21 protein-coding genes are annotated in these 25568 nt (G+C 61.2%); 6 read left to right on the top strand and 15 right to left on the bottom strand.

Annotation, left to right across the window (positions count from 1 at the left end; all coding sequences use genetic code 11):
* Positions 1-902 precede the first annotated feature (902 nt).
* The 14 genes from SB772_RS28410 to SB772_RS28475 form a co-directional block, all read right to left on the bottom strand.
* Positions 903-1448, bottom strand: a complete 546-nt coding sequence (locus SB772_RS28410) for an FCD domain-containing protein (RefSeq protein WP_410836497.1) — start codon at positions 1446-1448, stop codon at positions 903-905.
* A complete protein-coding gene (locus tag SB772_RS28415) occupies positions 1402-1947 on the bottom strand; it encodes a heme-degrading domain-containing protein (RefSeq protein ID WP_410836498.1) in 546 nt (181 codons plus the stop codon). The genes SB772_RS28410 and SB772_RS28415 overlap by 47 nt, the downstream gene beginning before the upstream one ends.
* Positions 1948-1994: 47 nt before the next feature.
* Positions 1995-3167 carry a dihydrodipicolinate synthase family protein gene (locus SB772_RS28420; protein ID WP_410836499.1) on the bottom strand — a complete coding sequence of 391 codons (1173 nt, stop codon included), beginning with the start codon at positions 3165-3167 and terminating at the stop codon, positions 1995-1997.
* A 9-nt stretch (positions 3168-3176) separates the two neighbouring features.
* Positions 3177-4859, bottom strand: a complete 1683-nt coding sequence (locus SB772_RS28425) for a GMC family oxidoreductase (RefSeq protein WP_410836500.1) — start codon at positions 4857-4859, stop codon at positions 3177-3179.
* A gap of 11 nt (positions 4860-4870) precedes the next feature.
* Positions 4871-5650 carry a 3-ketoacyl-ACP reductase gene (locus SB772_RS28430; RefSeq protein ID WP_410836501.1) on the bottom strand — a complete coding sequence of 260 codons (780 nt, stop codon included), beginning with the start codon at positions 5648-5650 and terminating at the stop codon, positions 4871-4873.
* Positions 5643-7196, bottom strand: coding sequence for a GMC oxidoreductase (locus SB772_RS28435; RefSeq protein ID WP_410836502.1), 1554 nt, complete (start codon positions 7194-7196; stop codon positions 5643-5645). The genes SB772_RS28430 and SB772_RS28435 overlap by 8 nt, the downstream gene beginning before the upstream one ends.
* Positions 7196-8305 (bottom strand): ABC transporter ATP-binding protein, encoded by a 1110-nt coding sequence (locus SB772_RS28440; protein WP_410836503.1) that lies wholly within the window; start codon positions 8303-8305, stop codon positions 7196-7198. Before SB772_RS28440 ends, SB772_RS28435 begins: the two co-directional genes overlap by 1 nt.
* 4 nt (positions 8306-8309) lie before the next feature.
* Positions 8310-9203, bottom strand: a complete 894-nt coding sequence (locus tag SB772_RS28445; RefSeq protein WP_410836504.1) for a carbohydrate ABC transporter permease — start codon at positions 9201-9203, stop codon at positions 8310-8312.
* A gap of 18 nt (positions 9204-9221) precedes the next feature.
* Positions 9222-10190, bottom strand: a complete 969-nt coding sequence (locus tag SB772_RS28450) for a carbohydrate ABC transporter permease (protein ID WP_410836505.1) — start codon at positions 10188-10190, stop codon at positions 9222-9224.
* 81 nt (positions 10191-10271) lie between these two features.
* Positions 10272-11528, bottom strand: a complete 1257-nt coding sequence (locus SB772_RS28455) for an ABC transporter substrate-binding protein (RefSeq protein WP_410836506.1) — start codon at positions 11526-11528, stop codon at positions 10272-10274.
* Positions 11529-11618: 90 nt separating this feature from the next.
* Positions 11619-13160 (bottom strand): aldehyde dehydrogenase family protein, encoded by a 1542-nt coding sequence (locus SB772_RS28460; protein WP_410836507.1) that lies wholly within the window; start codon positions 13158-13160, stop codon positions 11619-11621.
* Between the two features lies 1 nt (position 13161).
* Entirely contained in the window at positions 13162-13944 is a 783-nt protein-coding gene (locus tag SB772_RS28465) for an enoyl-CoA hydratase/isomerase family protein (RefSeq protein ID WP_410836508.1), read from the bottom strand.
* On the bottom strand, positions 13937-15511 hold the full coding sequence (locus tag SB772_RS28470) for an acyl CoA:acetate/3-ketoacid CoA transferase (RefSeq protein ID WP_410836640.1): 1575 nt from the start codon (positions 15509-15511) through the stop codon (positions 13937-13939). Before SB772_RS28470 ends, SB772_RS28465 begins: the two co-directional genes overlap by 8 nt.
* Before the next feature lie 45 nt (positions 15512-15556).
* On the bottom strand, positions 15557-16576 hold the full coding sequence (locus tag SB772_RS28475; protein WP_410836509.1) for a Gfo/Idh/MocA family protein: 1020 nt from the start codon (positions 16574-16576) through the stop codon (positions 15557-15559).
* A gap of 117 nt (positions 16577-16693) precedes the next feature.
* On the opposite strand from SB772_RS28475, the gene SB772_RS28480 reads away from it, so the two are divergent.
* The 6 genes from SB772_RS28480 (at position 16694) to SB772_RS28505 (ending at position 22351) form a co-directional block, all read left to right on the top strand.
* A complete protein-coding gene (locus SB772_RS28480) occupies positions 16694-17779 on the top strand; it encodes a LacI family DNA-binding transcriptional regulator (RefSeq protein WP_410836510.1) in 1086 nt (361 codons plus the stop codon).
* A 653-nt stretch (positions 17780-18432) separates the two neighbouring features.
* Positions 18433-19152: a TolC family protein gene (locus SB772_RS28485; RefSeq protein ID WP_410836511.1), complete on the top strand. Its 720-nt coding sequence runs from the start codon at positions 18433-18435 to the stop codon at positions 19150-19152.
* A 51-nt stretch (positions 19153-19203) separates the two neighbouring features.
* Complete coding sequence (locus SB772_RS28490) at positions 19204-19362, top strand: transposase (protein ID WP_410836512.1); 159 nt, start codon at positions 19204-19206, stop codon at positions 19360-19362.
* Between the two features lie 727 nt (positions 19363-20089).
* On the top strand, positions 20090-20479 hold the full coding sequence (locus SB772_RS28495) for a DUF6232 family protein (RefSeq protein WP_410836513.1): 390 nt from the start codon (positions 20090-20092) through the stop codon (positions 20477-20479).
* 171 nt (positions 20480-20650) lie between these two features.
* Positions 20651-20983 (top strand): hypothetical protein, encoded by a 333-nt coding sequence (locus SB772_RS28500; protein ID WP_410836514.1) that lies wholly within the window; start codon positions 20651-20653, stop codon positions 20981-20983.
* 255 nt (positions 20984-21238) lie between these two features.
* Complete coding sequence (locus SB772_RS28505) at positions 21239-22351, top strand: hypothetical protein (RefSeq protein ID WP_410836515.1); 1113 nt, start codon at positions 21239-21241, stop codon at positions 22349-22351.
* 75 nt (positions 22352-22426) lie between these two features.
* Here the strand turns inward: SB772_RS28505 and SB772_RS28510 are convergent, their stop codons facing one another.
* Positions 22427-24880, bottom strand: coding sequence for a glycogen/starch/alpha-glucan phosphorylase (locus SB772_RS28510; RefSeq protein WP_410836516.1), 2454 nt, complete (start codon positions 24878-24880; stop codon positions 22427-22429).
* Positions 24881-25568 lie beyond the last annotated feature (688 nt).

Here is a 25568-nt window from a genome sequence, read left to right on the forward strand (position 1 = left end):
ACCAGTCCAAAGATGGTGTGGATGTCGTTCAGTTTCAGCGCATCGATGACGAGATGGAATCCGTCGGTCGTTTCGGTAGCTTGTGCGTCGTTTGTCATGTTGAGATGTCTCGCTGTCTTGCCTTCTATGGAACTTGTGCTACGCGGCGGGCCGTCGTTACGGCGACGTGCGCGGCAACCTGCAGGTGGAGGACGCGGAGGATGTGCAAGCCTTCCTCAACCCGGCCATCATTGCGGTCGATGAGGTGCTCTGCGGCAAGGGTCTCCCAGGTTCTGGCATGACGTCTCTCCTTGACGTGTGTCGTGATATACAATATTCCACACACAGTATTTGTACAAGCGCATTTTGAGGCTGTGATGTCATTGCTGCGCTGCGATGGACTGAATCGCCCGAATTCAACGGCGACCCACGGAATTCGATTTGCGACGCACAAAGCTTTGACGACGCCGAAACTAGCCTTCGAGCGTCGAATTCTGACGGCCCGCATAGACGGATGTACCAACCGAGCGGTGGTGAAATGTAATATTTCGTATTTCAGATGACGCGCTCCCAGACACCCAGCGACGCGTTGGCGCTCGAACCCGGCGCAGATGCACGCGAGCGAGCCACGCGGGCGCGATCATCTCGCGGCCGCGCAGGCTCGGCGGCCGCAAAGATCGACGCAATGAAACCGGCAGGTATTCACGTGGCCGCTTCACTGGCCACGTTGGGCGACACGATGGTTCGTGTGCGATGAGGGGCGCCCGGTAAGCGCGTGTGAACAAGTGCAGGGCGAGAATGAGAAGCGCTGCAACGCGTCGGGCGTTTCAGCGCAGCGCCGCTCTGGTGCTTCGGGTTGGCGTGCTCCGGTTGCCCTCTCTCCGGTTGCCCTTTTGATTCACCATCCGAAGGACATCGCGTCGTCAGTCGAGGAATTCGCAGTTGGCTTCGACGAACGCCGCGAGATCGAGCGAGTGCTGGCGCACGAGCCGCTCGACCAGCTCGGTGTCGCGCTTCTCGAGTGCTTCGATGATGCGCATGTGATCGACGATCGAGCGCAACGAGCGGTCACTCTGCGCGATCGTTATCTTCCGGATCGCGCGCACTTCAAGGCGCTTTTGTAATCGTCTGCGAAGTGCGCTGGAAGGTGCGTGATGGCAGAAGCCCGCAGTGTATGCGCCAAAAATGGCCAGCAGCCCGGCGGCCTTGCTTAAACCTGGAAAGAAAAGGTCAGCAAAAATCAGCGCAGACGCCGTGCCGTAGATACTGAAGTCGCACCACTCCATTGCGCTGCCTGCCGTGCTCGCAGCAATCACGCGGCGAAGATCGGCCATTCCGGCTGTCTGCGCGACATGCGAGTCGCCAGCCAACAGCTCTATCGCGTCAGTCGTCATAAGATCGTCTCCTCGGCTACCTGCCTCTTCAATGTTCAACATGCACCTGCTCGCTCTCCTGCATGCGGACGGCATGCGGATACGACACTACGGAATCGACATGCGGAATCCCGAGGTGCCAGCACAACGCCTCGATCACCAGTTCATGGTCCTTAACGTGATCCAGCCCGGACACCGACATGGCGCCGACGATACCCGCATTGGCGACCCGAAGAGGCACGCCTCCGCCGAACAGCGTGTAGTCCTGCCCGGACAACCCATGTGAGGACAGCGTCCACCCCTCGTGTGCGAACATGACACCTACCTCCAGCGAACTCCGGCCAAAATGGAAGACAGTGTTCTCCTTGCGGCGAATCCATTGAGCGTTGTCGGCGCAGCTCCCTTCCAGCGCGCAATAGAAGAGCGCATTGCACGGACGAACCACGCTCACGGCGATCGGAAGACCGCGCCGGGAGGCGATATTCACGACGATCTCTCCAAGCTTGCGCGCGATTTCCGCGTTGAACGCAGGCAACATTGTTCGCATCGCCTGCTCCTCGAGCGTCTCGTCTTTCAAAGTAACCCTATTCGGCATCTCTACCTCTCACGGCGCGATCCAGTCCGCAACCATTGCAATACAGGTCACTGGACGATTCCTGCCCGAACCTGCATGTATGCTTTCATCCGCTGCACGGCGAGTTCGGGCCTGATCAACACCCCACAGGCGTCCGCCTTCCGGAATACCTCGGCGAAATGCAGCATCGACCGCGCCGACTCCATGCCGCCAGCCATTGAGAAATGGTCCTGGTGTCCGTTGAGCCATGCGAGGAAGACTACCCCCGCCTTGTAGTACTGTGTCGGCGAACAAAAGAGCTCACGCGACAGCGCCACCGTGGGGCGCATCGTGTTGTGGTAGGCCTCGATATCGCTTCTGGCCAACTGGTCCAGCGCTTTTGCTGCAACCGGTGCAATCGGGTCAAAAATGCCCAGTAAGGCGTGCGAGATGCCCGTGCTGTCACCCGCAATCAGGTCGCCGTAGTTGAAGTCGTCACCGGTATACATCCGCACGCCATCGGGCAATTGCGCGCGAAGCTCGCACTCGTATTCGGCATGCAACAACGAGATCTTGATGCCCTCGATCTTGCCCGCGTGCTGGCGAATGATGTCGAGCACGGTTGCCATTGCGGCGCGAACGTCACTACTGCCCCAGTATCCCGCGAGCGAAGCGTCGAACGCTTCGCCCAGCCAGTGAAGAACGACCTTGTCACGACGCTCGGACAGCACAGCGTCGTACACATTCCTGTAGTCATCAGGCGATCGCGCCGCGGCGCACAGTGCGCGACTCGCCATCATGATGGCCCGGCCGCCCGCCGACTCCACGACTTCGAATTGTTCCCTGTACGCCTGAATAACGTCTGACAGGCTATGCCGGCGTCGATCGTCCAGATGATCGGTGCCTGCACCACAGGCAAGGTCCGCTCCAGGGATCGTTCGCGCGTGCGCGATGCTCCGGCGGATGAGTTCGGAGGCCGTCTTCCAGCCCACACCCATCCCTCTTTGTGCAGTATCCATGGCTTCGGCCACCTTGAACCCGAGGCCGTACAGATAGCTGCGAAACGCGAGCGTCCTGTCCCAGTCGATCGCTGGCGCGTCCGACCACGGTTCATCGTCGCGAGCGGGATCGACCACGACATGGGCAGCCGCGTATGCCACGCGGTTGAACTCGTGTCTCGACTGCGGCGCGACATACTCGTCCACGTTGTTCAATGCGTAGGGAGTCAGTTCGCCATTACGGGCTGGCAGAAGGATCTTCATAGCTATCTCTCAGAAGGCGGTCGATGTCGGAACCATGTTCACGCCTCGATCGGCACGCACGGCGTTTGGCTGCTGGATGCGCCCGAGGATATGATCGGCGGCTTTCTCCGCGATCATGATGGTCGGCGCATTGGTGTTACACGACGGAATGAATGGCATCACAGATGCGTCCACCACCCGAAGTCCGTCGATGCCGATCACGCGCAGGTCCGGCGTCACGACGCTATGTTCGTCGTCCGGCCGTCCCATCCGGCACGTACCAACCGGATGGTGATCGGTCTTCGCATTGGCACATGCGTAGTCAAACAGCTCATCGTCTGTGTTGACCTTCGCGCCCGGCAGGATTTCCGTCTGCACAAAGCGCTTGAGCGCCGGCTGTTTCATCAACTCACGCGCCAGGCGCAAGCCCTTGATCGCGGCATCGCGGTCTTCCGGCTCAGACCAGTAGTTCGGATCGATCAGGGGCGCTGCCGCCGGGTCGGCACTGGCAAGACGTACGCTTCCGCGCGATTTGGGACGAAGGTACGCGGTATTCAGGGTGACGCCTCCATGGCGAAGCTTCGCCATGCCTGCTTCAATCCCTGAGCCGAGGCCCAGATGGAACTGGATGTCAGGCGACCGGGCGTGTGTCGAAGCGATCCCGTCCGCATACCAGAAGCCGCCTGTCTCGAACAGGCTCGAAGCGACCGGGCCCTTCTTCAGGAGCAGGTACTGCAGGCCCGCCCACGCAGCATAGTGCAGTTTGTTGTACCTGTCGTACGTGTGATCGCCCGTACACTCGGCGATGACGAACAGGTCGAGATGGTCCTGCAGATTGGAGCCGACGCCCGGCATGTCATGTACGACGCGAACACCGGCTGCCTTCAGGTGATCAGCCGGTCCGATGCCCGATTGCATCAGCAGCTTGGGGGACCCAACGGCCCCGGATGACACGATCACTTCGCGTTTGGCTCGCGCAACAACCGGCGTGCGATCGGTTCCGCTCACCAGTTCTACCCCGACGGCGCGTCCCCCTTCGACGATCACGCGCAGTGCCTGGGACTGTAGCCTGACCGTGAGGTTAGGTCGCCCGAGGATCGGATCAAGGAAGCCGACGGATGCCGATGCACGCCGGGCATCGAGCTGCGTCAGCTGATAGTACCCGAGCCCCTCCTGGTGAGCGCCGTTGAAGTCGGGGTTGAATGGCATGCCCATCTCCTGACCGGCCTGGAAGAACGCTTCGCAAATCGGCAGAGGACTGATCGGGTTTGACACCCCGAGCGGGCCACCGTAGGCGTGGTACTCATTCGCAAACCGCTGATTGTTCTCCGACCGTCTGAAATAAGGCAGTACGTCGCGGTAGCTCCAACCCGCTGCGCTGCCGAGGCTTTCCCACTCATCATAGTCCGCTGGCACACCACGCGTATAGATCTGGGCGTTGATCGACGAGCCGCCACCGATTACCTTCGCTTGCGTGAAGCGCAGGACACGGTCCTTCAGATGCTTTTGCGGCACGGTGTACCAGCCCCACGAACCGATGCCTTTGGTCATCTTCGCGAAACCAGCCGGCATGTGGAAAAGAGGGTTCCGGTCCCGGCTGCCTGCCTCAAGCAGCAGAACCGTCACGGCAGGATCGGTGCTCAGGCGGTTCGCCAGTACACAACCGGCCGATCCGCCGCCCGTAATGATGTAGTCGTAGCTATCGGTTTTCATGCTGCTCACCTTCAAAAGGCAGAAATCGAGAGGCCACCGTCAACGTGCAGCACGCTGCCCGTGGCAAACTGCAACGCCCCGCCCGCAAGCTGGCCGACTGCCTTCGCGACATCCTCAGCCTCCCCCCAGCGGTTCATTGGAACGAGCCCATCCTTGAAACGCGCCTCATACTTCTGCGCAACCGCTTCGGTCATCGGCGTTCTGATAATTCCGGGCCTCACTTCAAAAACCGGGATACCTGCTTTGGCGAGGCGTAGTGCGAACAGCTTCGTCATCATCGGCAACGCTGACTTCGAGAGGCAATACTCAGCCCTCTCAGGCGACGCCATCATGGCTGATACCGAAGAGACCGTGATAATCGAGCGCGGGCGATCTGGTTCGCCGCTCAACATATGCCGCGCAACCGCCTGGGTCATGAAAAAGGTGCCGCGCAGATTCACTCCAAGCACGGTGTCGAAAGCCTCCGGGGCGACATCCAGCAGATCCCCGCGCGCAGGCGAGCCGATTCCCGCGTTGTTCACCAGGCAATCCAGATTGCCGGACCACGCCAGCACACGTTCGAGCACCCGCGCGTGGGATTCGACCTCCTGCAGGTTCGACTGGACAAACAGAGACCGCCGTCCCTCGTCCTCAATCGCGCGGAGCGTCAGAGCCGTATCTTCGTCGTCGATCACGTCGGTAATGGCCACGTCGTAGCCGCGCGAGGCGAGTTCAACAGCGATCGCGCGCCCTATTCCCCTGCGCCCACCGGTAACGAGCGCTGTGAGAGATTGCTTTGCATCGTCAGGCATGCCGGCCTCCGTCAAAAGCGTGGGGCCCACTGGCTGTCGCGCTGCCGCTCAGCGCAGAACGAAGGTGTTCGCCGACCCGTAGAGCCTGTGCCGCAACGGTCAGTGCGGGATTGACGGCAGCAGACGAAGGGAAAAAGCTCGCATCGACGACGTACAGGTTCTGGTGGTCATACGCCTTGCAGAACGGATCGAGCGGCGCGGCCCCAGGGTCATTGCCAAACCGGATCGTCCCACACTGATGGGAAGGCGTGTCGTCGCCAAACCGTCTGCTGACGACCAGCGGATAACCCGCATCCTTGAGCAGACGCTTCGTTTTTTGCACGAAGCGTTCATGCGGTTTGAGATTGGTGCGTCGCCACGTAAGCCGGATGTCGCCGGACGACGTCAGTTCGACGCGACTATCCGCGCTCGGCAAGTCTTCCGACATCGCGTAAAGATCGACACTGTGACGACTGATGTAATCCAGAACCCTCCGCGGCACATAGGGAAGCGCGCCACGAAGCATGGGTTCGCGGATTTTTCCCAGCATTTGCAGGTTGCCTAGCGGCCACCGGTCGTGCACGCCCCCGAAGTAGAAGTCGTTGACCGACAGCGTTTTCGGAAAACGGGTGTCGTTGACCGTTCTCGGATCAATGGCCAGAATCGCGGTGCAGTTATGGTTCATGTAGTACCGGCCGACCGCTCCAGACGTGTTCGCAAGCCCGTTCGGAAATTTATCGTTCGCCGAGGCAAGCAACAGTACGGCGCTGTTGATCGCCCCTGCCGCCAGGACAAATGTGTCGCCAGTCACGGTCAGCGGGCCATCCCGTGTTTCAACCTCGACGCTGGAAATCCTTCGTCCCGTCGGGTCGGTCACCAGTCGCGTCGCTCTTGCGCCTGTCAGCAGGGACACGCCGCCTTTATTCAGCGCGGGGCGTAGCAGACACATTTCCGCGTCGCCTTTTGCGTCCACGCGGCAAGGGAACGCATCGCACGTGCCACATCGCACGCACTTGCCGCCGTCGCCGAAGTCGACCGAAGCCGGCATAAAGAACGGATGCAGACCCTGGTCCCGAAGTTTCTCCCGAAGCCGTGCAATCACCGGCTCATCAGGTACCGGCCTGTGACCATAGTTACCGGATCTCGGAGGCTCAGTGGGATCCTGACCAGCGGCCCCTCTCACGCCGAAGAGTTCCTCGGCGAAGTCGTAGAATTGCTCCAGGTCCTGGTATGTGATCGGCCACGCGGGCGACACACCTTCCTCATGTGCCAGTTCAGCGAAGTCTTTTTCACGCAGCCGGAACATCGCGGTGCCGAAAAACTTCGTATGCCCGCCGACGAAGTAGTACTGGCCAGGGCGATAGCGCTTGCCGTCGCCATTGAGCCACGTGTCGCGCGTGCGATAACGGAGCTGACCGAACACAGCTTCCGCGTCCCAGTTCTGCAATTCGCGGGGCAGATTGTCTCCCCGCTCGATCACCAGGACACGGGCGCCGGTTCCGGCGAGCTGGAGCGCTATGGCGCTCCCACCGACGCCCGAACCGATGATGACGATATCGGCGTGCATCACGCGATCCTTTCTTCCGTTTGCGCATCGAACAGGACCAGCTTCGACAGGTCTACCTGCAGGTTGCAGTTCTCGCCAGGACTGTGTGGCATGTCGGCGCCAAGCCGGGCTGCGACCTCGACGCCACCCATCTCGAGAGCAGCCAGCGTGTCCGGTCCGGTTGGCTCCATGACCAGGACCTTCACCGCTACCTCGCGCACCGCATCGGGGACCCGCGAGCTTTCCACGCCGATCGCTTCGGGCCGAAGGCCGGCGATGACCTTCTTGCCCACGTATTGGGCAACCGCAGCTGGCTGGGGCGGCAGATCGAAGCTGATCGCCGCACTGCCTTCCCCCATCGTCAAAACGAGTGTGTCGCCGCTCCGCGCGGAGAGCGCGGCCGGAATGAGGTTCATCGACGGAGAGCCCATGAACGTCGCCACAAAGGTATTGGCCGGCGTGCTGTAAATCTCCGCTGGCGTGCCGAATTGCTGGATCACCCCGCCTTTCATGACCGCGATACGTGTCGCGAGTGTCATTGCTTCGATCTGGTCGTGAGTCACGTACACAATCGTGGCGCCGAGCCGTTGATGGAGCTTCTTGATTTCCGTGCGCATGTCGACGCGCAGCTTCGCATCCAGATTGGACAGGGGTTCGTCGAACAGGAAGATCTTCGGGTCGCGCACCAGCGCCCGGCCCATCGCGACGCGCTGGCGTTGACCGCCCGAGAGCTGGCCCGGGCGCCGCTTCATCAGATGCTCGATCTGCAGGAGCTTTGCCGCGTCTGTGACTGACTTCTCACGATCTGCCTTCGGCACCTTGCGCATCTCGAGGCCGAAGCTGATATTCTGGCCTACCGTCATGTTGGGATATAGCGCGTAGCTCTGAAACACCATCGCGATATCCCGCTCACTGGGATGCAGGTCGTTTACACGGTCGTTGTCGATCCGGATTTCCCCACCGGAGATCGTGTCAAGTCCGGCGATAAGCGATAGCAACGTCGATTTTCCGCAACCGGACGGTCCCACGAGTACAAGAAAATCGCCATCGGTTACGTCGATGTTGATGTCCTTCAGGATTTCCGTCGCACCGTAGGCCTTGCGGACATTTGCAATATGCAGAGCAGCCATTTCCTTACCCCTTGACAGAACCGGCCATCATGCCGCGCACGAAGTAGCGGCCGCCGATCACATAGACCAGAAGAGTGGGCAGCGCGGTAATCACGGCAGCTGCCATCTGAACGTTGTACTCACGGACTCCCGTCGACGTATTCACGATGTTGTTCAGCGCTACCGTAATAGGCGCTGTGCCGCCGGTCGTGAAGGAAGCCCCGAAGAGGAAGTCATTCCAGATATTGGTGAACTGCCAGATGACAGTCACGGTGATGATGGCGCCGGAGCACGGCAACAGGATTCGCAGGAAGATCCTGAAGAATCGCGCGCCGTCGATCATCGCGGCCTTCACCAGTTCATCGGAAAATGCGCTGTAAAAGTTGCGGAAATACAGGGTCGTGAAACACAGACCGTAGACAACGTGCACGAAAACCAGGCCGGTAATGGACTGTGCCAGTCCGATCTTCCCGAGGAACGTCGCCATCGGGATAAGCACGATCTGGAACGGGATGAAACACCCGAAGAGCACGAGACCGAACAGGATGTTGTCGCCCTTGAACCTCCATTTGGTCAGCACATAACCGTTCAGTGCACCAAGGAAGGTGGAAATCGCAACCGCCGAAACCACCATCCTCGTCGAGTTCCAGAAGAAGCCCTTTACACCTGAACAATCGAGGCCGACACAGGCTTCCCCCCAAGCCTTGAGCCACGGCTCCAGCGTCCAGGCTCGCGGCAGCGCGAGAATGTTTCCGCTGTACACCTCCGCAAGAGGTTTGAACGACGTAAGCATCATCACCACGAGCGGGACCAGATAGACCACGGCAAAGATTGCCAGCAGCCCGTATATCACGATCCTCGATACGTAGTTATGCTTACCCATCACCATTTGAGGTGAGTCCCAGCCTTTTTTCAACATGACGATCTCCTGACTGGATTAATGCGAGCCGCTGCCGCTACGCGGACGGAGCTCTGAATACAGGTACGGAACCATGATCGCGGCGACCGTGCACAGCATCATGACCGCACTCGCCGCCCCCATTCCCAGCTCGTTTCGCGTGAAGGTGAATGAGTACATGAACGTCGAAGGCAACTCAGTCGAATAACCGGGACCTGCGCCCGTCAATGCCACCACCAGCTCATAGCTCTTGACCGCGAGGTGTACGAGGATGACGAATGCAGAGACGAAAGCCGGACGCAGCTGCGGAATGATGATGCGTCGATAGATAGCCGGCAGTCTTGCCCCGTCGATCGAAGCGGCCTTGACCATATCCTGATCGATACCCCGCAGGCCTGCGAGGAACATGGCCATGACGAAGCCGGACGCCTGCCACACCGCGGCGATGACGACGGTGTAAATCGCCATCTTGCTATCGATGATCCAGTCGAACCTGAAACTGCTCCAACCCCAATCGTGGAAGAGCTTCGCCAGCCCGAGACCGGGATTCAGTATCCATTTCCAGGCTGTCCCCGTGACGATGAAGGAAATCGCCATCGGATAAAGGAAGATCGCACGCAGGCCGCCTTCCGCCCTGATGCGCTGGTCGAGCAGGATGGCGAGGGTCAGCCCGATCGCCATGCAGAGGACAACGTACAACGACGCATAGATACCCAGGTTGGTGACCGCGACGTGCCAGCGCGGATGGTCCCAGACGCGCCCATACTGCAGCAGACCGGCCCAGTGCAGATTGGCAAAGGCGCGTGACCGCGTGAACGACAGGACTGTTGTCCAGACGATAAAGCCGTAGACGAAAATCAGCGTCGTGATCAACGTGGGCGACAACACAAGCTTCGGCAAAGCCAGCTCAAACCGGTTTCGTAGACTCGAACGGCGTTTGTCGTCAAGATGGGATTCGTCCACAGTGCCTTGTGTCGGGGCGTGAGCGGGCCGGTGTGTAATATGCATGGCAACCACCTTTACTTCAGGAGCATCGGTGCTCACAGAGGCGCACCGTAGCGCCGCGTGAGCTCTGGGAGGGCCTAGTGCCTACTTCGCGTTGTTGACAGCGTCGACCAGCTGTTTCACCGCATCGGCAGATGACTGGTTAGAGTTGAAGAAATGGGTGACAACGTCATAGACGGCGTTCTTCGGCCCATCGGGCATCGCGTGTCCATGCGCGAAGCTGCCCACCATCGTGCCGTTCTTCAGCGCTGTACGAAGGTCAGCCATCGATTTCTGGCCACACTCGTCGAAGCCGTCGGACGGCACATCGAGACGCGCCGGTATCGATCCCTTGATCTGGTTGAATTTGGCCTGGACCGACTTGTCCATCACCGTTGAGGCGAACGCGTGTTCGCCCGGCAGGCTGGCATCGCCCTTCTTGAACGTCGCGAACTGGTCCGTGTTGAAGATGAAGTCGCCCTGGGTGCCGGGGTACTGGAAGCACAGGTAGTCGACATTGGCCTTCTTGCCCGCGCTCACGAACTCGCCCTTCGCCCAGTCGCCCATGATCTGCATGACAGCCTTGCCGTTGATGACCATCGACGTCGCGAGGTTCCAGTCACGGCCCGGGAAGTTCGGATCGACCATGCCACGCAGCGTGCGCATCTGGTCAAATGCCTTTTCCATCGTCTTCGAGCCAAGCGCATTCGTATCGAGATTGACGAGGGCTTGCGTATAGAATTTCGGGCCGCCGGCAGACATGACCGCGCTGTCGAAAATCGTTGCTTCCTGCCACGGCTGCCCACCATGGGCAAGCGGGATATAGCCAGCCTTGCGGATCACGGCGGCATCGGCCACCAGCTGGTCGAACGTCTGCGGCGGCGTGAGATGCAGTTGATCGAAGATCTTCTTGTTCGCCCAGATCCAGTTGGTCCGGTGGATATTGACGGGCACCGCTACCCAATGGCCGTCGACCTTCGAGAAGCGCTGGATCGGACCTGGTACGAGCTTGTCCCATCCCTCTTTCGTCGCGACAGGATCGAGGTTGGCCAGATAACCCTCCGATGCGTACTCGGGAATCGTAAAGCCGAGCATCTGGATGGCGTCGGGAGGATGACCGGATGCAACCCGCGCTTTCAGTACCGTGCGCGCTGCTTCGCCGCCGCCCCCTGCAATCGGTGCGTCCTTCCATGCATAGCCCCGCTGCTTCAAGCCGTCCTTTAGCACCTCAAGGGCCTTGGCTTCGCCGCCCGAGGTCCACCAGTGCATCACTTCGACGGTTTTGGTGTCGGCCGCCGATGCCGCGCCGCTGCCACTTACGGCGATAGCTGCCACGAGGGCAAAAAGTGTCTTCCTCAACATGTCTCACTCCAGTCTGGTTGCTCTCTCTTGCGGAGAGGGTTTTAAGGTTTTTCCCTACGATCCTTCCGCCTGAGGCTTATTTCTCAACTGCTACTTCTTCGCCGGCAGCCACAGGTTCTTGCGTCCGCCAATGTGCAGTTGAATCGTCTTCGTCTCTGTATAGTCCTCCACCGCCTGTTTGCCGAGCTCCCGGCCGACACCGCTCGCCTTGAACCCGCCGAACGGGAGTTCCGGATAGCCATCAAGGAAGGTGTTCACCCAGATCGTCCCTGCGTCGACACCGCGAGCGACCTTCAGGCAGGTATCGATGTCGCTGCTCCACACCGCCGCCGACAAGCCGTATGCGGTGTCGTTGGCAATTTCGATTGCATGATCCAGGTCGCGGAAAGCGATCACGCTCAAGACCGGGCCGAAAATTTCCTCTCTTGCGGCGCTCATGTCGGCCGTGACGTCAGTGAGGACCGTCGGCTGCAGATAAAGGCCGTCGGCACCGGCGTAGCGCGTGCCACCGAGACGCACCTTCGCACCCGCCGCGACGCCGTTCTCGATATGCCCAAGGATGTCTTTCATCTGCTGTTCGCTGACGATCGCGCCAACCTTCGCATCAGGATGAAGCGGGTCTCCGACAGGCACCTCACGGGCACGCTCGACGACCGCAGCGGCAAACCGCTCGACAATGGATTCATGCACAAGCACCCGGCTACCGCTATTGCAGCATTCGCCAGCGTTGAAGTACACGCCGAACACGACCGCATCGACCATCGCGTCCCAGTCACAATCCGGGAAAACGATCTGTGGATTCTTGCCACCCAGCTCCAGGGCAACTTTCTTGAGCTTCTTTGAGGCAACCCCGGCGAGCATTGATCCCACGCGAGTCGAACCGGTGAATGACAGCATGTCGACAAGGGGACTTTCAGCAAGCGGCTGGCCGACGCTCGGCCCCGTGCCTGTCACGACGTTCGCGACGCCGGCTGGCACGCCCGCCTTTTCGAGGATCTCCATCAGCATGACGGTCGTGCCGGACGTCAGTTCGCTGGGCTTGATCACGCATGTACATCCCGCCGCCAGCGCGAACGGCAGCTTCTGGCACAGGATCCACAGCGGAAAGTTCCACGGCGTGATGATGCCGACCACCCCGATCGGCTGGCGCAACACCAGACCTAGCATGTCCTCACCGAGGGTGTTGTAGGCATCGCCGCTTGTGGTACGGGCGAGGCTTGCTGCGTACTGCCACAGATCGACGCAACCGGCGACTTCGGCTCGCGCCTGGGTGAGCGGCTTGCCGTTCTCCAGCGACTCGATCAGCGCAAGACGCTCAACCTGGGCCTGGATGCCATCCGCGATCGCCAGCAGGACGCGGGCACGCTCCGCTCCCGTCATTTTTGGCCATGGGCCTTTGTGAAATGCGTGATGAGCTGCGTCGATCGCCGCCTGGACGTCTTCAGGCGTCGCAACGGCATAGGTACTCACAACGTCGCCGTGCGCCGGACTGCGCCGCTCGCTGCGTTCGCCATCAGCCGCATCGCGCCACTGCCCATCGATGTACAGTCGGCCGTGGTACACGTCAAAGTCAGGCTTCTGCGACGCCACAAGCAGGGGCGCCGGTTCCGGATTCGTATTTGCAGTCGTCATCTCAGTTACCCTCAAAATTTGCAGTGCGCTTCTCGCGAAAGCTCAGCATTCCCTCACGCGCATCCGCGGTGGTCGCGGCCAGTGCCCCCGCCATCGCCTCAAGGGTGACGGCAGCGCCTTCTCCGTTGGCGGCGTTCACCAGTTGCTTCGTAAGCTGAACCGACACAGGCGCGAGACGGGCAACCTGCTCAGCCATTTCGATTGCCGCCTTCAACGCGCCACCCGGTTCCGCAATTTCTTCGACAAGACCGATTTCACGCGCGCGCATTGCGTCAATTCGCCTGCCGGTGAGCGCCAGCAACTTCACCTTGCTTGCCCCGATGATCGAGACGAGCCGTTGGGTGCCGGACCAGCCCGGGCACGTCGCAATCCCCGCTTCCGGGAGCGCGAAGGTCGCGGCAGGGTCAGCGATCCGGATGTCCGCGACCGCGGCTAGCTCCAGGCCACCGCCGAGTGCGTGTCCATTGATTGCTGCGATGACCGGTGCACGCAGCGCGGCCAAACGGTCAAAGATCCTGTGTCCACGCGGCACCCACTGACGCCACATATCAAGTGGCGCAAGCGCGGACCATTCATTGATGTCTGCGCCCACGCAGAAGGCCTTCGGTCCCGCACCCGTCAGGATCACAGCGCGCACATCGGTCCCCGCGTCAAGCTCCGCAGCGACCGCCTCCATGCGCTCGAGCATGGCCGGCGTCAAGGCATTGAGTTTTTCCGGGCGGTTCAGCGTGACAACTGCGATCGCGCCTCGGCGCTCAACCTGGATTCCATCGATATCAGCCACGATGAGCCTCTTCCTTGAGTTGCAGTCCGAACGGCGATTCGCTGAAAATCGCGGCATCCATGATTTTTAGATCCGGTGAAACGAGCAGCGGGAAGTCGGCCTGCTCAAGTACGTCCTTCGTCAGGTCGATGCCCGGTGCGACCTCAATCACCTCAAGACCATTACTCGTGAGCCGCAGGACACAGCGTTCAGTCACATACAGCACCTGCTGACCACGCTGCTGCGCCATGCGGCCGCTGAAAGTGACGTGGTCGACGTCGCCGATGAACTTCTTCGATTTGCCTTCCTGGAGAATCGTCAATCGCCCGTCACCGACCTGCAACCTGGCGCCGGCCGTAAAGAAGCCGGAGAACACCAGCTTTTTCGCGTGGGTTGTGATGTCGATGAAACCGCCGCATCCCGCGGTCAGATACGGCTTGCTTGGCAGCTTTGACACATTCACATGGCCAAAGCGATCGATCTGCAGGAACGACAGCAACGAAACATCGAAGCCGCCTCCCTGGAAGTAGATGAACTGCGACGGCGACGGCATGATCGCGTCGGCGTTTGCCGAACAACCGAACGCGAAGCCAAGCAACGGCATCCCGCCCACCGCGCCCTGCTCGATGACCCAGGTCACTCTGCCGTTGAGTCCTTCTTCAAGGAGAATGCGCGGCACGTTGGCCGAGATGCCAAAGCCGAGATTCACCGCGTCTCCATCCGCGAGTTCCATCGCCGCGCGACGGGCAATCACCTTTTCCGCGTTCCACTCGGCAAACTCAAATTCGCTATCCGGGACCTTGATTTCGCCGCTGATCTCCGGGTCGTATTCAATCTGCGTCGTCTGTTTCTGCTCGCGATCCACGACAACGTAGTCAACGAGATTGCATGGAATATGCACCTGCTGCGTGCCGAGCGACCCTGCCTTCACGACGCGCTTGACCTGTGCGATGACGATGCCGCCGTTATTGCGCGCGGCGAGCGCCTGATCCCGGCCGCCCAGAAGCGCGCCTTCGTGTTCGTACGACAGGTTGCCCTTTTCGTCGGCAGTCGTGGCGCGCACGATGGCAACGCGCGGCACGATGTTCGGAAAGAAGAGCCATTCCTCACCTGCGAACGTGACCTTTTCCACGACCGGCTCGGATTCCGAGAGACGGTTCATTGCGCCGCCCTGCCGGTCCGGGTCGACAAAGGTGTCGAGCCCCACCTTGGTGAGGACACCCGGACGCTTCGCAGCCGCATCCCGATGCATGTCGAACATGACGCCGCTTGGCACGTTGTAGGCACGGATTTCGTTGTCGACCACCATCCGCCAGATGTCGGGCATCGGAAGACTCGACGGGCCGCTCGGAAATGAGCCCGCGATGATCGACTTGATCAGACCATGTTTCGCCAGATGATCAACGCCCTTGACGCCATACATATCGCCGGCCGCGATCGGATGCAGCAGCGTAAGCTGGCGAGGATGGCCTTCGGTCTCAAAGCGCGCCCCAATCGCCGCCAGCATGGCGTCGGGACAACCCAGACCGCTCGACGAACTGACGGTCACGACATCACCGTCGTTGATCAGGCTTGCGGCGGTCGCCATCGAAATAACTTTGCTAGAACCCACAATACATCTCCTCAAACTGACTCAGCGCGCGAATTGGGACGACACGGCGACGTGAGCACCGTTTGAAGCTGACTCTTGAAGCGCCAGCGCGGTGGCGAGTGAGCGGTAGCCGTCCCGACCGGTCGCTGCAGGATCCTCACCGAGGAGAACAGCGCGATGGAACTGGGCGACCGCCGTGACATAGATGTCCTTGGGGACGACCTCGACGATTTCGAAACCTTTTGCCGAACGCAGCTCGATTTCTCCGACGGCGCGCTGGGTCATCACGTCACGTGCGAAAAGCGAGCCTTCGGTCCCGTGGATCTCGAGGCCGGTCGGCGCGTAGGGCACGTTGAACGCGTCATGAATCTGCGCAAGCACACCGTTACTGAAGCGGATGATTCCCATGACACCATCTGCAAGCCCCGCTGCCCCCATGCTTCCGGAAGAGGTCATCGCGCTCGCCTCGAGGGGTTCTGCGTCCAGAAGGAAGCGAAGGGTGTCCGCGTCGTGCACGGAAATGTCGAGGACGACGCCGCCGCCCGCATCCGGGCGCTCGATTCGCCAGCCGCGGAGATGGGGAGGTAACGAGACCGCGTGAAAGACGCGCACATAAAGCGGCGTCCCGACTGCACCTGAACGGATGAGGTCGCGCATACGGCGGTGGGTCGCCGCACACCGCAGGTGATGGTTCGTGCCGAGGACAACCTTGTGTACAGCGCACGCCTCGATCATCTGGCGGGCGTCAGCCTCTGAGAGCGCGAGCGGCTTTTCGCAGAGCACGTGTTTGCCGGCTGCGGCAGCCGCCAATACCTGAGGCAGGTGTTTTTCGTTTGTGCTGCTGATGTAGACGGCGTCGATATCGCGATCTGCAAGGATCTCGTCGAGGCGTGTGCTGGCCCTCGAAATTCGGTGCTTGTCAGCGAACTCGCGGGCGCGCCCGGCGCTGCCGCTGACCACCGCTTGGATCTTGCCGTCCGGCTGCGACCGGATCGCGTTGACCATCCACTCGTCTGCTATGGTGCTGGCGCCAATCAGCGCCCAGCGAATATTGGTAGCCATCGTCTCTCTCCATTGGAACGTTCCAATTCGTGCGCGTTGGATCGTTCCAATAAACTGTAGTAGACTGATCTCCTGGTGTCAAATATTTTTTGGAACGTTCCAATTTCGCAGAGCAACATGAAAACAGGTCCGACCATCCAGGATATCGCCGCAGTTGCCGGAGTGTCCAAGTCGACGGTCTCGCTGGTCCTTCAGCAGAGCCCTAAAATCAAGGCGGAGACCGCCGACAAGGTTCGTGCGGCGGCGCAACTGCTCGGCTATGTGTACAACCGCGGCGCAGCAAATCTGCGTGGCGGCCGCAGTACCACCGTGGGTATGGTAATTAACGACCTTACTAACCCGTTCTTTGTCGAACTGCTTGTCGCTATCGAACGGGTACTCGCGCAGTCCGGATACACCACCCTGATGGCACACACTGCGGAAAGCCTCGCGACTCAAACACGGGTTCTGCAATCGATGCGCGAGCAGAATGTGGCTGGCCTGATCATGTCTCCCGCGCTCGGAACCCCTGAGGAGCTGCCAGCCGAAATCAAGTCCTGGGACATTCCGCTTGTCCTGGTTATGCGGCCGATGGGCCCGGATGTCGACACAGTCGGTGTCGACAACAGCTTCGGATTCGCTCTCGCGACGGAACATCTGATCACGCAGGGACATACACGTATCGCATTCGCGGGAAACCGAACGGGGTATGCCGTTGCGAACCAGCGTAGACAGGGCTACCTCACGGCGATGGCAAATCATGCGCTGCCTGTCTCCGACGAATGGATCATCGACGTTGAACTGACTCCGGAGGGCGGCCGCAAGGCAGTCCGCTCTATCTTCGATATGCGGCCTCGTCCGACGGCGGTGGTTTGCTACAACGATCAGGTTGCGTTTGGCGTACTGCACGAGCTCGACAGAATGGGCAAACGTGCGGGCAAGGCGCTCGCGGTCGTAGGCTGCGACAACGTGGTGGCGGCGGAACACACCAATCCGCCGCTCACCACTCTTTCTGCCGGCGCGGACAAACTGGGCACCATTGCGAGTGAGACGCTTTTGGCCCGACTTGATCCCGCGGCGGACGGGAAAGAGCCGCCCGTGCAGTACTTCGCCATTCCCCAGCTAGTCGTCAGGGAGTCAAGTGTGGGCTCCACGGCGCGCCAGCCGCGTCTCTCGCCTGACGCAAGGCGCACGGAACGTCGCGTTGCAGGCCAGCCCCAATAGACTTCCTTCGCCTCGTGCATGGCTCGTCAGCCCGCGTGCCCGACCGGAGCTCGCGGGTCCGTTTTGCTGACGCAAACGGACCGCGCTATCCGCGAGCATACGACCGTCGACATTCATCCTGGAGTCGAGCGTACGAGCCATGTTTCGGTCGATCGGGGACGCAGCAGAAGCTGCATAGCGGCCGTCCGCGATCAAGCGTTTCATGAGCGACGTTATGCCCGATGGCCCGGCTCAGATCATCCGCGCAGCACAACCAGAAGCCCTCCACATGCTTCTTCGCAAAGCGGCGATGTCGATGCGCTCGCCTGGACGGATTATGTGCCGCCCGCCTGACCGCTCGCGATCGGTTCGGCGGTCGCGCGCAACATGACCGGATGGATTGCCGGCGCTGCGTTGTAGGGGGATGCTTGCCCGCCTTGAAGTCGGCCCTCAAGGCGTCGAGTGTCTCCCGCATCGACATGACACTTCTCCATCGATTCCTGAAGGCTGAACGAATCACTCTTCGTCAGGGAGCGCCCGGCATGGCTCGGCTTCGGCAACTAGCGGCAGCGCAGCCGGCGAGCCTCCATCATGGCTTGCGACGCCGTTTCACTTCTGTCGTCAGTCTTACCGCTAGCGTCGCTGCATCGGCAGGACTCCTCGCGGCCTGCACCGTGGGACCCGACTTTGTGCCGCCAAAGCCAGCGATGCCGGCGAGCTTTACCGAACAAACCAGCGCGGCAAAAGCATCGCAAACCTCGGACGACGCGTGGTGGAAAAGCTTTGGTGACGCAACGCTCGATTCGCTGATGGCGGACGCGCTGCAATCCGCGCCCGACCTGGCCGTTGCCCAGGCGCGCATACGCGAAGCGCGAGCCTTGCGTGGCATCGCCGGAGCAGAGCAATATCCTACCGTCGACGTCGGCGCGCAATACGATCGCACGCATGGCGCGTCCATCTATCGCATTGGCGCGCTGATCGGGCAACCACCGGAACAACTGCTGGCCCAGCTGGATGCGCCGCAAGCAATTCCGTTGGCAGTGGCGGAGGTGCCTGTCGGCCTTCCGTCCGACCTCCTGCGCCGCCGGCCGGATATCCGGGTGGCCGAACACCGGATTGCCGCCGCGAACGCCCGTATCGGCGTCGCTCAGGCCGATCTCTATCCGCACTTCTCGCTGACTGGCGCTGCGGGCCTGGAGAGCCTGAACGCGTCGACGTTTCTCACCGCGCCGAGCCGCTATTTCTCGATCGGTCCGAACATCAGCTGGCTCATATTCGGTGCGGGTAAGGTCCGCATTCCAAATGCGCGCCGAAGAGGCGCGGACCGAAGTGCGATGACTTTTCGACGGCACTACTCGGACGTTGGCAGGAGAGCTGGAAATGATCGCCTTTAGCCGCACTCCGACCCAAGATTTGATCGCAGGTGGTCTCGAGTGAACGAGTCTATGCAGAGGCATAAGACGACCCAATTCGGCTGTTCGTCATGCCTCGTTCCAGATGGCCGCTTCCTCCTCCATGTTCTGCCCGGCGGCGTCCATCGTATCCGTCACTTCGGACTGCTCGCCAACCCGGTGAGCCGGGGCCAGTCTCGCGAAGGTGCGTGAACTGCTACACGTCCCGACCGGGGTCAACACCTCCCCCCGAAACCGTCATCGAAACGCGCCCCGCCTTCATCTGCCGGCACTGCGGCGCGCCGATGATCGTCATCGATATCCTTGCGCGCACCGCGCCGATTCGCGCATCACCCACGCGCCTAGGCGAGACATGAGAACAACTGTCCCAGGACAAGCAACCCGACCGTCGGCTCTGCGGCAGGACGTTTGCGCCTACAGCTTTGCGTAGTCCCTCGCACGTCCGCTTCGCCATCACAACTGCGCGACTGCACCGCTTCGGCACAGCATCAGCGCCCATCCACCATCCCGCCTGCCCGCACGCGCCGTCGCGCGCCCCGAACCCACGGACATGGGCAGGCGTCGAACAAACCTCAAGAAAAGCCGCCTACTAGCCGCTGCCCCTCGCGGCAATGCCGACGGCAACTGCATTACCCAGGAGCTGCAAACCGCCGCGCATTAAGATCACGTAATTCCGCCGAGCCTAGCTTCCATTTGGACGCTAGAATCGTAAGCTGATGGTATGCCATGAAGGCCGTTCGCAGTGAAGTGCTCGACAATGACGCCAAATTTTAGTCAAAAAAATCCTTAACTGTTATTTTTAGTCAGGCAGACCGATGCCCCTTGCACAGCGGGCCTCGCAGCCCATCAAAAAGTCCATAACTTTAGGAAAATAAAGTCTGGTACGCTGCGCGCTTTGCCACCGCTTGCATTCGATTCGATGGAAACCCCTTTCAATGATCGTGGCGTATCGGTCACGCGTAACGCGCTCTCAGCCGCCGGCCAGGTGTTCCCGCTGCGCGACGTTCTGGACGTGCAGGTCGTCACCGTGCAGAAGAACAAAGTCTTACCGTCCACGATCTCGCTGATCGGGCTGGCCGGCGCCATTGCCGGCGCGATATGGCACTCGCCGGCGGGCATTGTGTGCGGCACGATGCTGGCGGTGGTCGGCTGGCTCACCTGGGCGACCCAGGACATCACCCATCGTCTGATGGTGCAGACCGCCGATGGCGAACGTGAGGCACTGGCGAGCATCGACCGCGAATTCGTCGAGCGGGTCGCCGTGGCCGTGCATGAAGCGAAGGCGGCCGCTGCCGCGCCCGCGGCTTAAGCCGTGCGCAAAGCGCTCGGCGTGGTGCGCTCAAGTGGCACATTCAGGCGCCGCGCGTTAACACAAAATTAATGCGCGGCGCGGCAGCTTTTGCGCGTCGTTGAGGCGCGCATCGCTAGAGTGGACAGGTATCAACAACGCGCGCCGCCTCGCCGCAGCGGCGCAATCACGATGCTAACGTCCGCTGCCACATCAGAACTCTCCCTGCCGCGCGCGCTGCGCGTTGCCCGTCCCACGCATCTCATCATTCCGCTCGTGATCATCGACGTGACCGTGCCCGGCACGTCGTCCGCGAGCGGACGGCGCGCATTGCATGCCGCGCTCGGGGACGATTTGCGTCTCTATGTCGTCACCATCGACAAACAACACGAGTGCATGACCTTTCGCATCGAAGTCACCTCGCGCACGCTCGACGACGTCATCGGTCTGCTGACAACGGCCCTCGACCGCGCCACGTTGGGCCGCGCGCAGACCACCGTGATTCGGCGTCCACGCGACTATTGACATAGATCAATGCTTGCACGGGCGCATCTTTAGCAGCACGCCAAACCTTTACACATCTTTGCAATTGCCCGCGGGTGGCCATGTAGAGTCGGCGCTCCTGTTATCGCGTGTTCCCTCCCGCAGGCCCCCGCAAGCGTCCCGGTTTCCCCGCCCGCGCCGCGGCAAACCAGTGAAATTGCCGCCCGTGCTGTCCATTTCGCAGCTCACGATGCTTCGCCTTCGCCAGGGACCGCCTTTTTTGCAAAGCGTGATCCTATGTTCCTGTCGTCTCCCGATGCCACCCACCGGTCCTTTCGGCATTTTCATCATCATTTTCGTCATTGCACCGCGGCGGCGCTGGCCGCGACCGTCGCCAGCGTCGCGCTGACCGGCTGCTCGACTACCTTCCCCACGCCTACCCCGCCTGCCTCGACTGCCGCGCTGATCAACGGCGGCAATGACGGCCTGCTGATTCCGCTGCATGTGGAGCGCGCCGACGAAGATCACGCGCGCCTCGGCCTGCCGGTTCAGCTCGACGGCAAGCCGGTGTATGTTGCGCTCGACACGGGCACGCAAGGCGTACGGGTATTGAAGTCGGTGCTGCCCGGCTCGAACTACGCGAGCGCCGGCGGCGTGTCGTCGCTGCCGTTGGCGAACGGCGCGGAAGTTTTGGGCGCGGCGCTGAAGTTGCCGCTCAGCATCGCCGGCACGACACCGGTGCAGGTCACCGCTCAAGCAGTCGAAACCGTGCGCTGCCAGCCCACCGCAAGGCGCTGCGTCGCGATGGACGGCTACACCGGCGAGTTCGGCTGGGCCTTTTCCGGCATTTTCGGCGTCGGCGCCGGCGCCGGCGCCGCGCAGCCGAATGACGGCAGCTACACGCAACCGCTGCGCGCCCTGCCCGGCAACATCGGTCAACGTTATCTGGTGCATTCGAACTTCGCGAAATCGTACATGGTGCTGAGCCCATCGAGCACGATTACGAAGGACTACACGATGGTGCCGATGACCGTGTCGAAAGACGGCACCGCGCAATGGCCGAGAGGCTGTGTGAACGTGGGCAACAAGATGACTTTTTGCGCGCCGCTGGTGTTCGCAACCGGCAGCACCGGCATGATCCGCATCGAAACAGACAAAGCGCCGAACTGGACCGGCGACGACGAAGAAGGCAAGGTGCTCAATCGGGGCAACTACGAAGTAGCAATTGGCACGGGGCCGTGGGTGCACCGTTATGAGAGCGCGCAGGTCGCAATCGTGAAGGCGAAACCGCATTCAAACCGCATCGTGGTCGGCTTGATGGGGATGCAGAACATCGACGTGCTGTTCGACTTCCCGCGCGGGCAGCTGGGTCTGTATGCAGCGAAGGTGAGCGAAAGGTTCGCGCCGTGATAATCGTCGAGCGCTAGAAAAAAGGCCGGTTCTCTCGAACCGGCCTTTTTCTTTGAAGCAAACAACCGCACCCCGTCACTCCATATCGAGCGACTTCACATGCCAGATGTCGCGCGCATATTCGCCGATCGTGCGATCCGACGAAAACTGCCCCATGCCCGCAACATTTTCGATCGCACTCCCGGCCCACGCGCGCGGGTCGACGAAACGCGCATCCACGTCGTCCTGCGCCTTCGCAAATGCCGCGAAATCGGCGAGCACCATGTAGTGGTCGCCCCAATCGACTAACGTGTGGAAGATGTCGGAGAACCGCAGCGGATCGTCCGGCGAGAAGAAGCCCGTGCGAATCTGGTCGAGCGCCATGCGCAAGTCCGGATTCTCCTCATAGAGTTGCCGCGGCCGGTAGCCGGTGGCGCGCAAATCGTCCACTTCGTCGGCGGTGTGGCCGAAGATAAAGATGTTCTCGCGTCCCACCGCGTCGCAGATCTCGATGTTCGCACCGTCCATCGTGCCGATCGTCAACGCACCGTTCAGCGCGAGCTTCATGTTGCCGGTGCCTGACGCCTCGGTGCCGGCCATCGAAATCTGTTCGGACAGATCGGCTGCCGGAATGATCAGCTCGGCCACGCTCACGCCGTAGTTCGGCACGAACACCACCTTCAGCCGGTCGCCGATCAGCGGATCGTGGTTAACCTTTGCGCTGACGTCGCCGATCAGCCTGATGATCGTCTTCGCCATCCGATACGCAGAGGCGGCCTTGCCGGCGAACATCACTACGCGCGGCACCCAGTCCCGCGCGGGGTTCGCGCGAATCTGGTTGTAGCGCACGATCACGTGCAGCACGTTCAGCAACTGCCGCTTGTATTCGTGGATGCGCTTGACCTGGAGGTCGAATAGCGCGTCGGGATCGAACTGAAGTTTCGTGTGATGCGCGAGCCGTTGTACGAGCCGCAATTTGGTTTGCCGCTTCGCTTCACGGAAGGCGTCGATGAACGCCGAGTCGTTGCGCAAATCGCGCAGCTGCGCCAACTCGAACAGATTGCTGCGCCAATGCTTGCCGATCTGCTGATCGATCAGCGACGACAACGAGGGACTCGCCTGCGCGAGCCAGCGCCGCGGCGTGATGCCGTTGGTCACATTGGTGAAGCGCTCCGGAAAGATGCGCGCGAAGTCGGCGAAAATATCGCGCGTCATCAGTTGCGAATGCAGCTTCGACACGCCGTTCACCTTGTGACTCGCGACGATCGCCAGGTACGCCATCCGCACGCGCCGCTGGCCATATTCGTCGACCAGCGAAATGCGGCGGATCATCTCGGCATCATGCCCCGAACGCTCGCTGACATGCTTGAGAAACTCCGCGTTGATCTCGAAGATGATCTCCAGATGGCGCGGCAGCAGACGCGCGAGCGTCTCGACGTCCCACGTTTCGAGCGCTTCGGGCATCAAGGTGTGGTTCGTGTACGAGAACATCTGCGTGATCTGCTTCCACGCCTTGTCCCACGGCACGTGATGCACGTCCACCAGCAAACGCATCAGCTCCGGAATCGCCAGCACCGGGTGTGTATCGTTCAGATGCACCGCCACTTTTTCGGCGAAACGGCCGAACGTGCTGTGCGTGCGCTGATAGCGGCGGATCAGATCCTGCATCGTCGCCGAAACGAAGAAGTACTCCTGGCGAAGCCGCAACTCGCGGCCTGCCGGCGTCGAATCGTCGGGGTACAGCAGGCGCGACACGTTCTCCGACATATTCTTCGTGTCGACCGCGTTTCGATAGTCGCCGCGGTTGAACGCGCCGAGGTCGAGTTCTTCGGTCGCACGCGCCGACCATAGGCGCAGCGTGTTCGTCGCGCCAGTCGCGTAGCCGGGAATGACCGTATCGTAGGCCATGGCGTTCACATGCTCGGTGTCGATCCACTCGACGTGCTCGTTGCGCTGCACCGTGCGGCCGCCGAAGTGCACCATGTACTTGATCTCGGGCCGCGGAAACTCCCACGGATTGCCCGCGCGCAGCCAGTAGTCCGGCGCTTCGACCTGCTCGCCGTTGACGATCTCCTGACGGAACATGCCGTATTCGTAACGGATGCCATAGCCGAAGCCCGGAATGCCGAGCGTCGCCATCGAATCGAGGAAGCAGGCGGCCAGCCGCCCGAGGCCGCCGTTGCCGAGCGCGGCATCCGGCTCGAGATCGGTCAGCGCTTCCATGTCGACGCCCAGGCTCGCGAGCGCTTCCTTCATCTGATCGTAGATGCCGAGCGCGAGCAACGCGTTCGTGAAGGTGCGCCCGATCAGGAATTCCATCGACAGGTAGTAAACGCGCTTCACGTCCTGTTCGTATTGCAGGCGCGTGGTCTTCATCCAGCGCGCGACCAGCCGGTCGCGCACGGCCAGCGCGGCGGCGTGCAGCCAGTCGTGCGGGTGAGCAGTGACGGCGTCTTTGCCGACGCCGTACATCATGCGATTGGAAATTGAGCGCCGTAGCGCGTCGACGGTACTGTTGAGCTGGTCGAATTCCAGATCGACGGCTGTCATCGAAGCCTCCGGGAGAAAGCGACGCGGCATGCGCAAACCGCACAGTTGACGGACGGGAGGCGCGTGCCGGTCAGGCGGGTTAACAAGCAGAGTAGAACATTTTACGGCCCGCGGACACCGGCGAGCGCGAGCGGCTACCACGCACATGCCATGCCCGCCGACATGCGGTACTTCGCAGGTTTTGCGCACGCGCGCGGTGCAAGCGGCGCATTCACGGCACTGCGCACGTGCATCGGTGTGCAAAAAAAGCAAACGATCCGGCAAACGCCGGCGAGCGATGAGCGTGCGCTTCGACGAGACGCAGCGCGATTATTTTTCTATCGTGTGACGTGCGGATGAACGACTCGATGCCGGCGATAGGTGGTCGAATCGGGCCGCCTCGCCTGCTCGACGTGTTTCCCGCGCGAGCTTGTATCGTGCGGTCGCCGCCCGAGTTCGAAGACGCGGCGCGGGCTTGACCGTTAGTTGCATTAAGACGTCACCAGAACCGCCGCCCCTGCCGCCGCCTTCTCAGCACGATTTCCACGTCTCTGTAACAATTGCTACATTCACTGCGCAAGCCGCCCTGACCGCTGCACTCAGGCCATGCGCGCTTCACTCCACACCCAACCCTGCCGCATGCGCACCGCGTCATCCTTGACGCGGCCGGCGCTTCGGCATGCTTAACCCGACGAGCCACGCCTTGTCC

The organism is Paraburkholderia sp. SIMBA_030, assembly GCF_046535245.1.
GTDB lineage: Bacteria > Pseudomonadota > Gammaproteobacteria > Burkholderiales > Burkholderiaceae > Paraburkholderia.

Coding starts and splice junctions, on each gene's coding strand:
- SB772_RS28410 (WP_410836497.1), bottom strand. CDS start 1,448: ATGCCGTCCGCATGCAGGAGAGCGAGCAGGTGCATGTTGAACATTGAA.
- SB772_RS28415 (WP_410836498.1), bottom strand. CDS start 1,947: ATGCCGAATAGGGTTACTTTGAAAGACGAGACGCTCGAGGAGCAGGCG.
- SB772_RS28420 (WP_410836499.1), bottom strand. CDS start 3,167: ATGAAGATCCTTCTGCCAGCCCGTAATGGCGAACTGACTCCCTACGCA.
- SB772_RS28425 (WP_410836500.1), bottom strand. CDS start 4,859: ATGAAAACCGATAGCTACGACTACATCATTACGGGCGGCGGATCGGCC.
- SB772_RS28430 (WP_410836501.1), bottom strand. CDS start 5,650: ATGCCTGACGATGCAAAGCAATCTCTCACAGCGCTCGTTACCGGTGGG.
- SB772_RS28435 (WP_410836502.1), bottom strand. CDS start 7,196: ATGCACGCCGATATCGTCATCATCGGTTCGGGCGTCGGTGGGAGCGCC.
- SB772_RS28440 (WP_410836503.1), bottom strand. CDS start 8,305: ATGGCTGCTCTGCATATTGCAAATGTCCGCAAGGCCTACGGTGCGACG.
- SB772_RS28445 (WP_410836504.1), bottom strand. CDS start 9,203: ATGTTGAAAAAAGGCTGGGACTCACCTCAAATGGTGATGGGTAAGCAT.
- SB772_RS28450 (WP_410836505.1), bottom strand. CDS start 10,190: ATGCATATTACACACCGGCCCGCTCACGCCCCGACACAAGGCACTGTG.
- SB772_RS28455 (WP_410836506.1), bottom strand. CDS start 11,528: ATGTTGAGGAAGACACTTTTTGCCCTCGTGGCAGCTATCGCCGTAAGT.
- SB772_RS28460 (WP_410836507.1), bottom strand. CDS start 13,160: ATGACGACTGCAAATACGAATCCGGAACCGGCGCCCCTGCTTGTGGCG.
- SB772_RS28470 (WP_410836640.1), bottom strand. CDS start 15,511: ATGGCGACCGCCGCAAGCCTGATCAACGACGGTGATGTCGTGACCGTC.
- SB772_RS28475 (WP_410836509.1), bottom strand. CDS start 16,576: ATGGCTACCAATATTCGCTGGGCGCTGATTGGCGCCAGCACCATAGCA.
- SB772_RS28480 (WP_410836510.1), top strand. CDS start 16,694: ATGAAAACAGGTCCGACCATCCAGGATATCGCCGCAGTTGCCGGAGTG.
- SB772_RS28490 (WP_410836512.1), top strand. CDS start 19,204: ATGCAGAGGCATAAGACGACCCAATTCGGCTGTTCGTCATGCCTCGTT.
- SB772_RS28495 (WP_410836513.1), top strand. CDS start 20,090: ATGGAAACCCCTTTCAATGATCGTGGCGTATCGGTCACGCGTAACGCG.
- SB772_RS28500 (WP_410836514.1), top strand. CDS start 20,651: ATGCTAACGTCCGCTGCCACATCAGAACTCTCCCTGCCGCGCGCGCTG.
- SB772_RS28505 (WP_410836515.1), top strand. CDS start 21,239: ATGTTCCTGTCGTCTCCCGATGCCACCCACCGGTCCTTTCGGCATTTT.
- SB772_RS28510 (WP_410836516.1), bottom strand. CDS start 24,880: ATGACAGCCGTCGATCTGGAATTCGACCAGCTCAACAGTACCGTCGAC.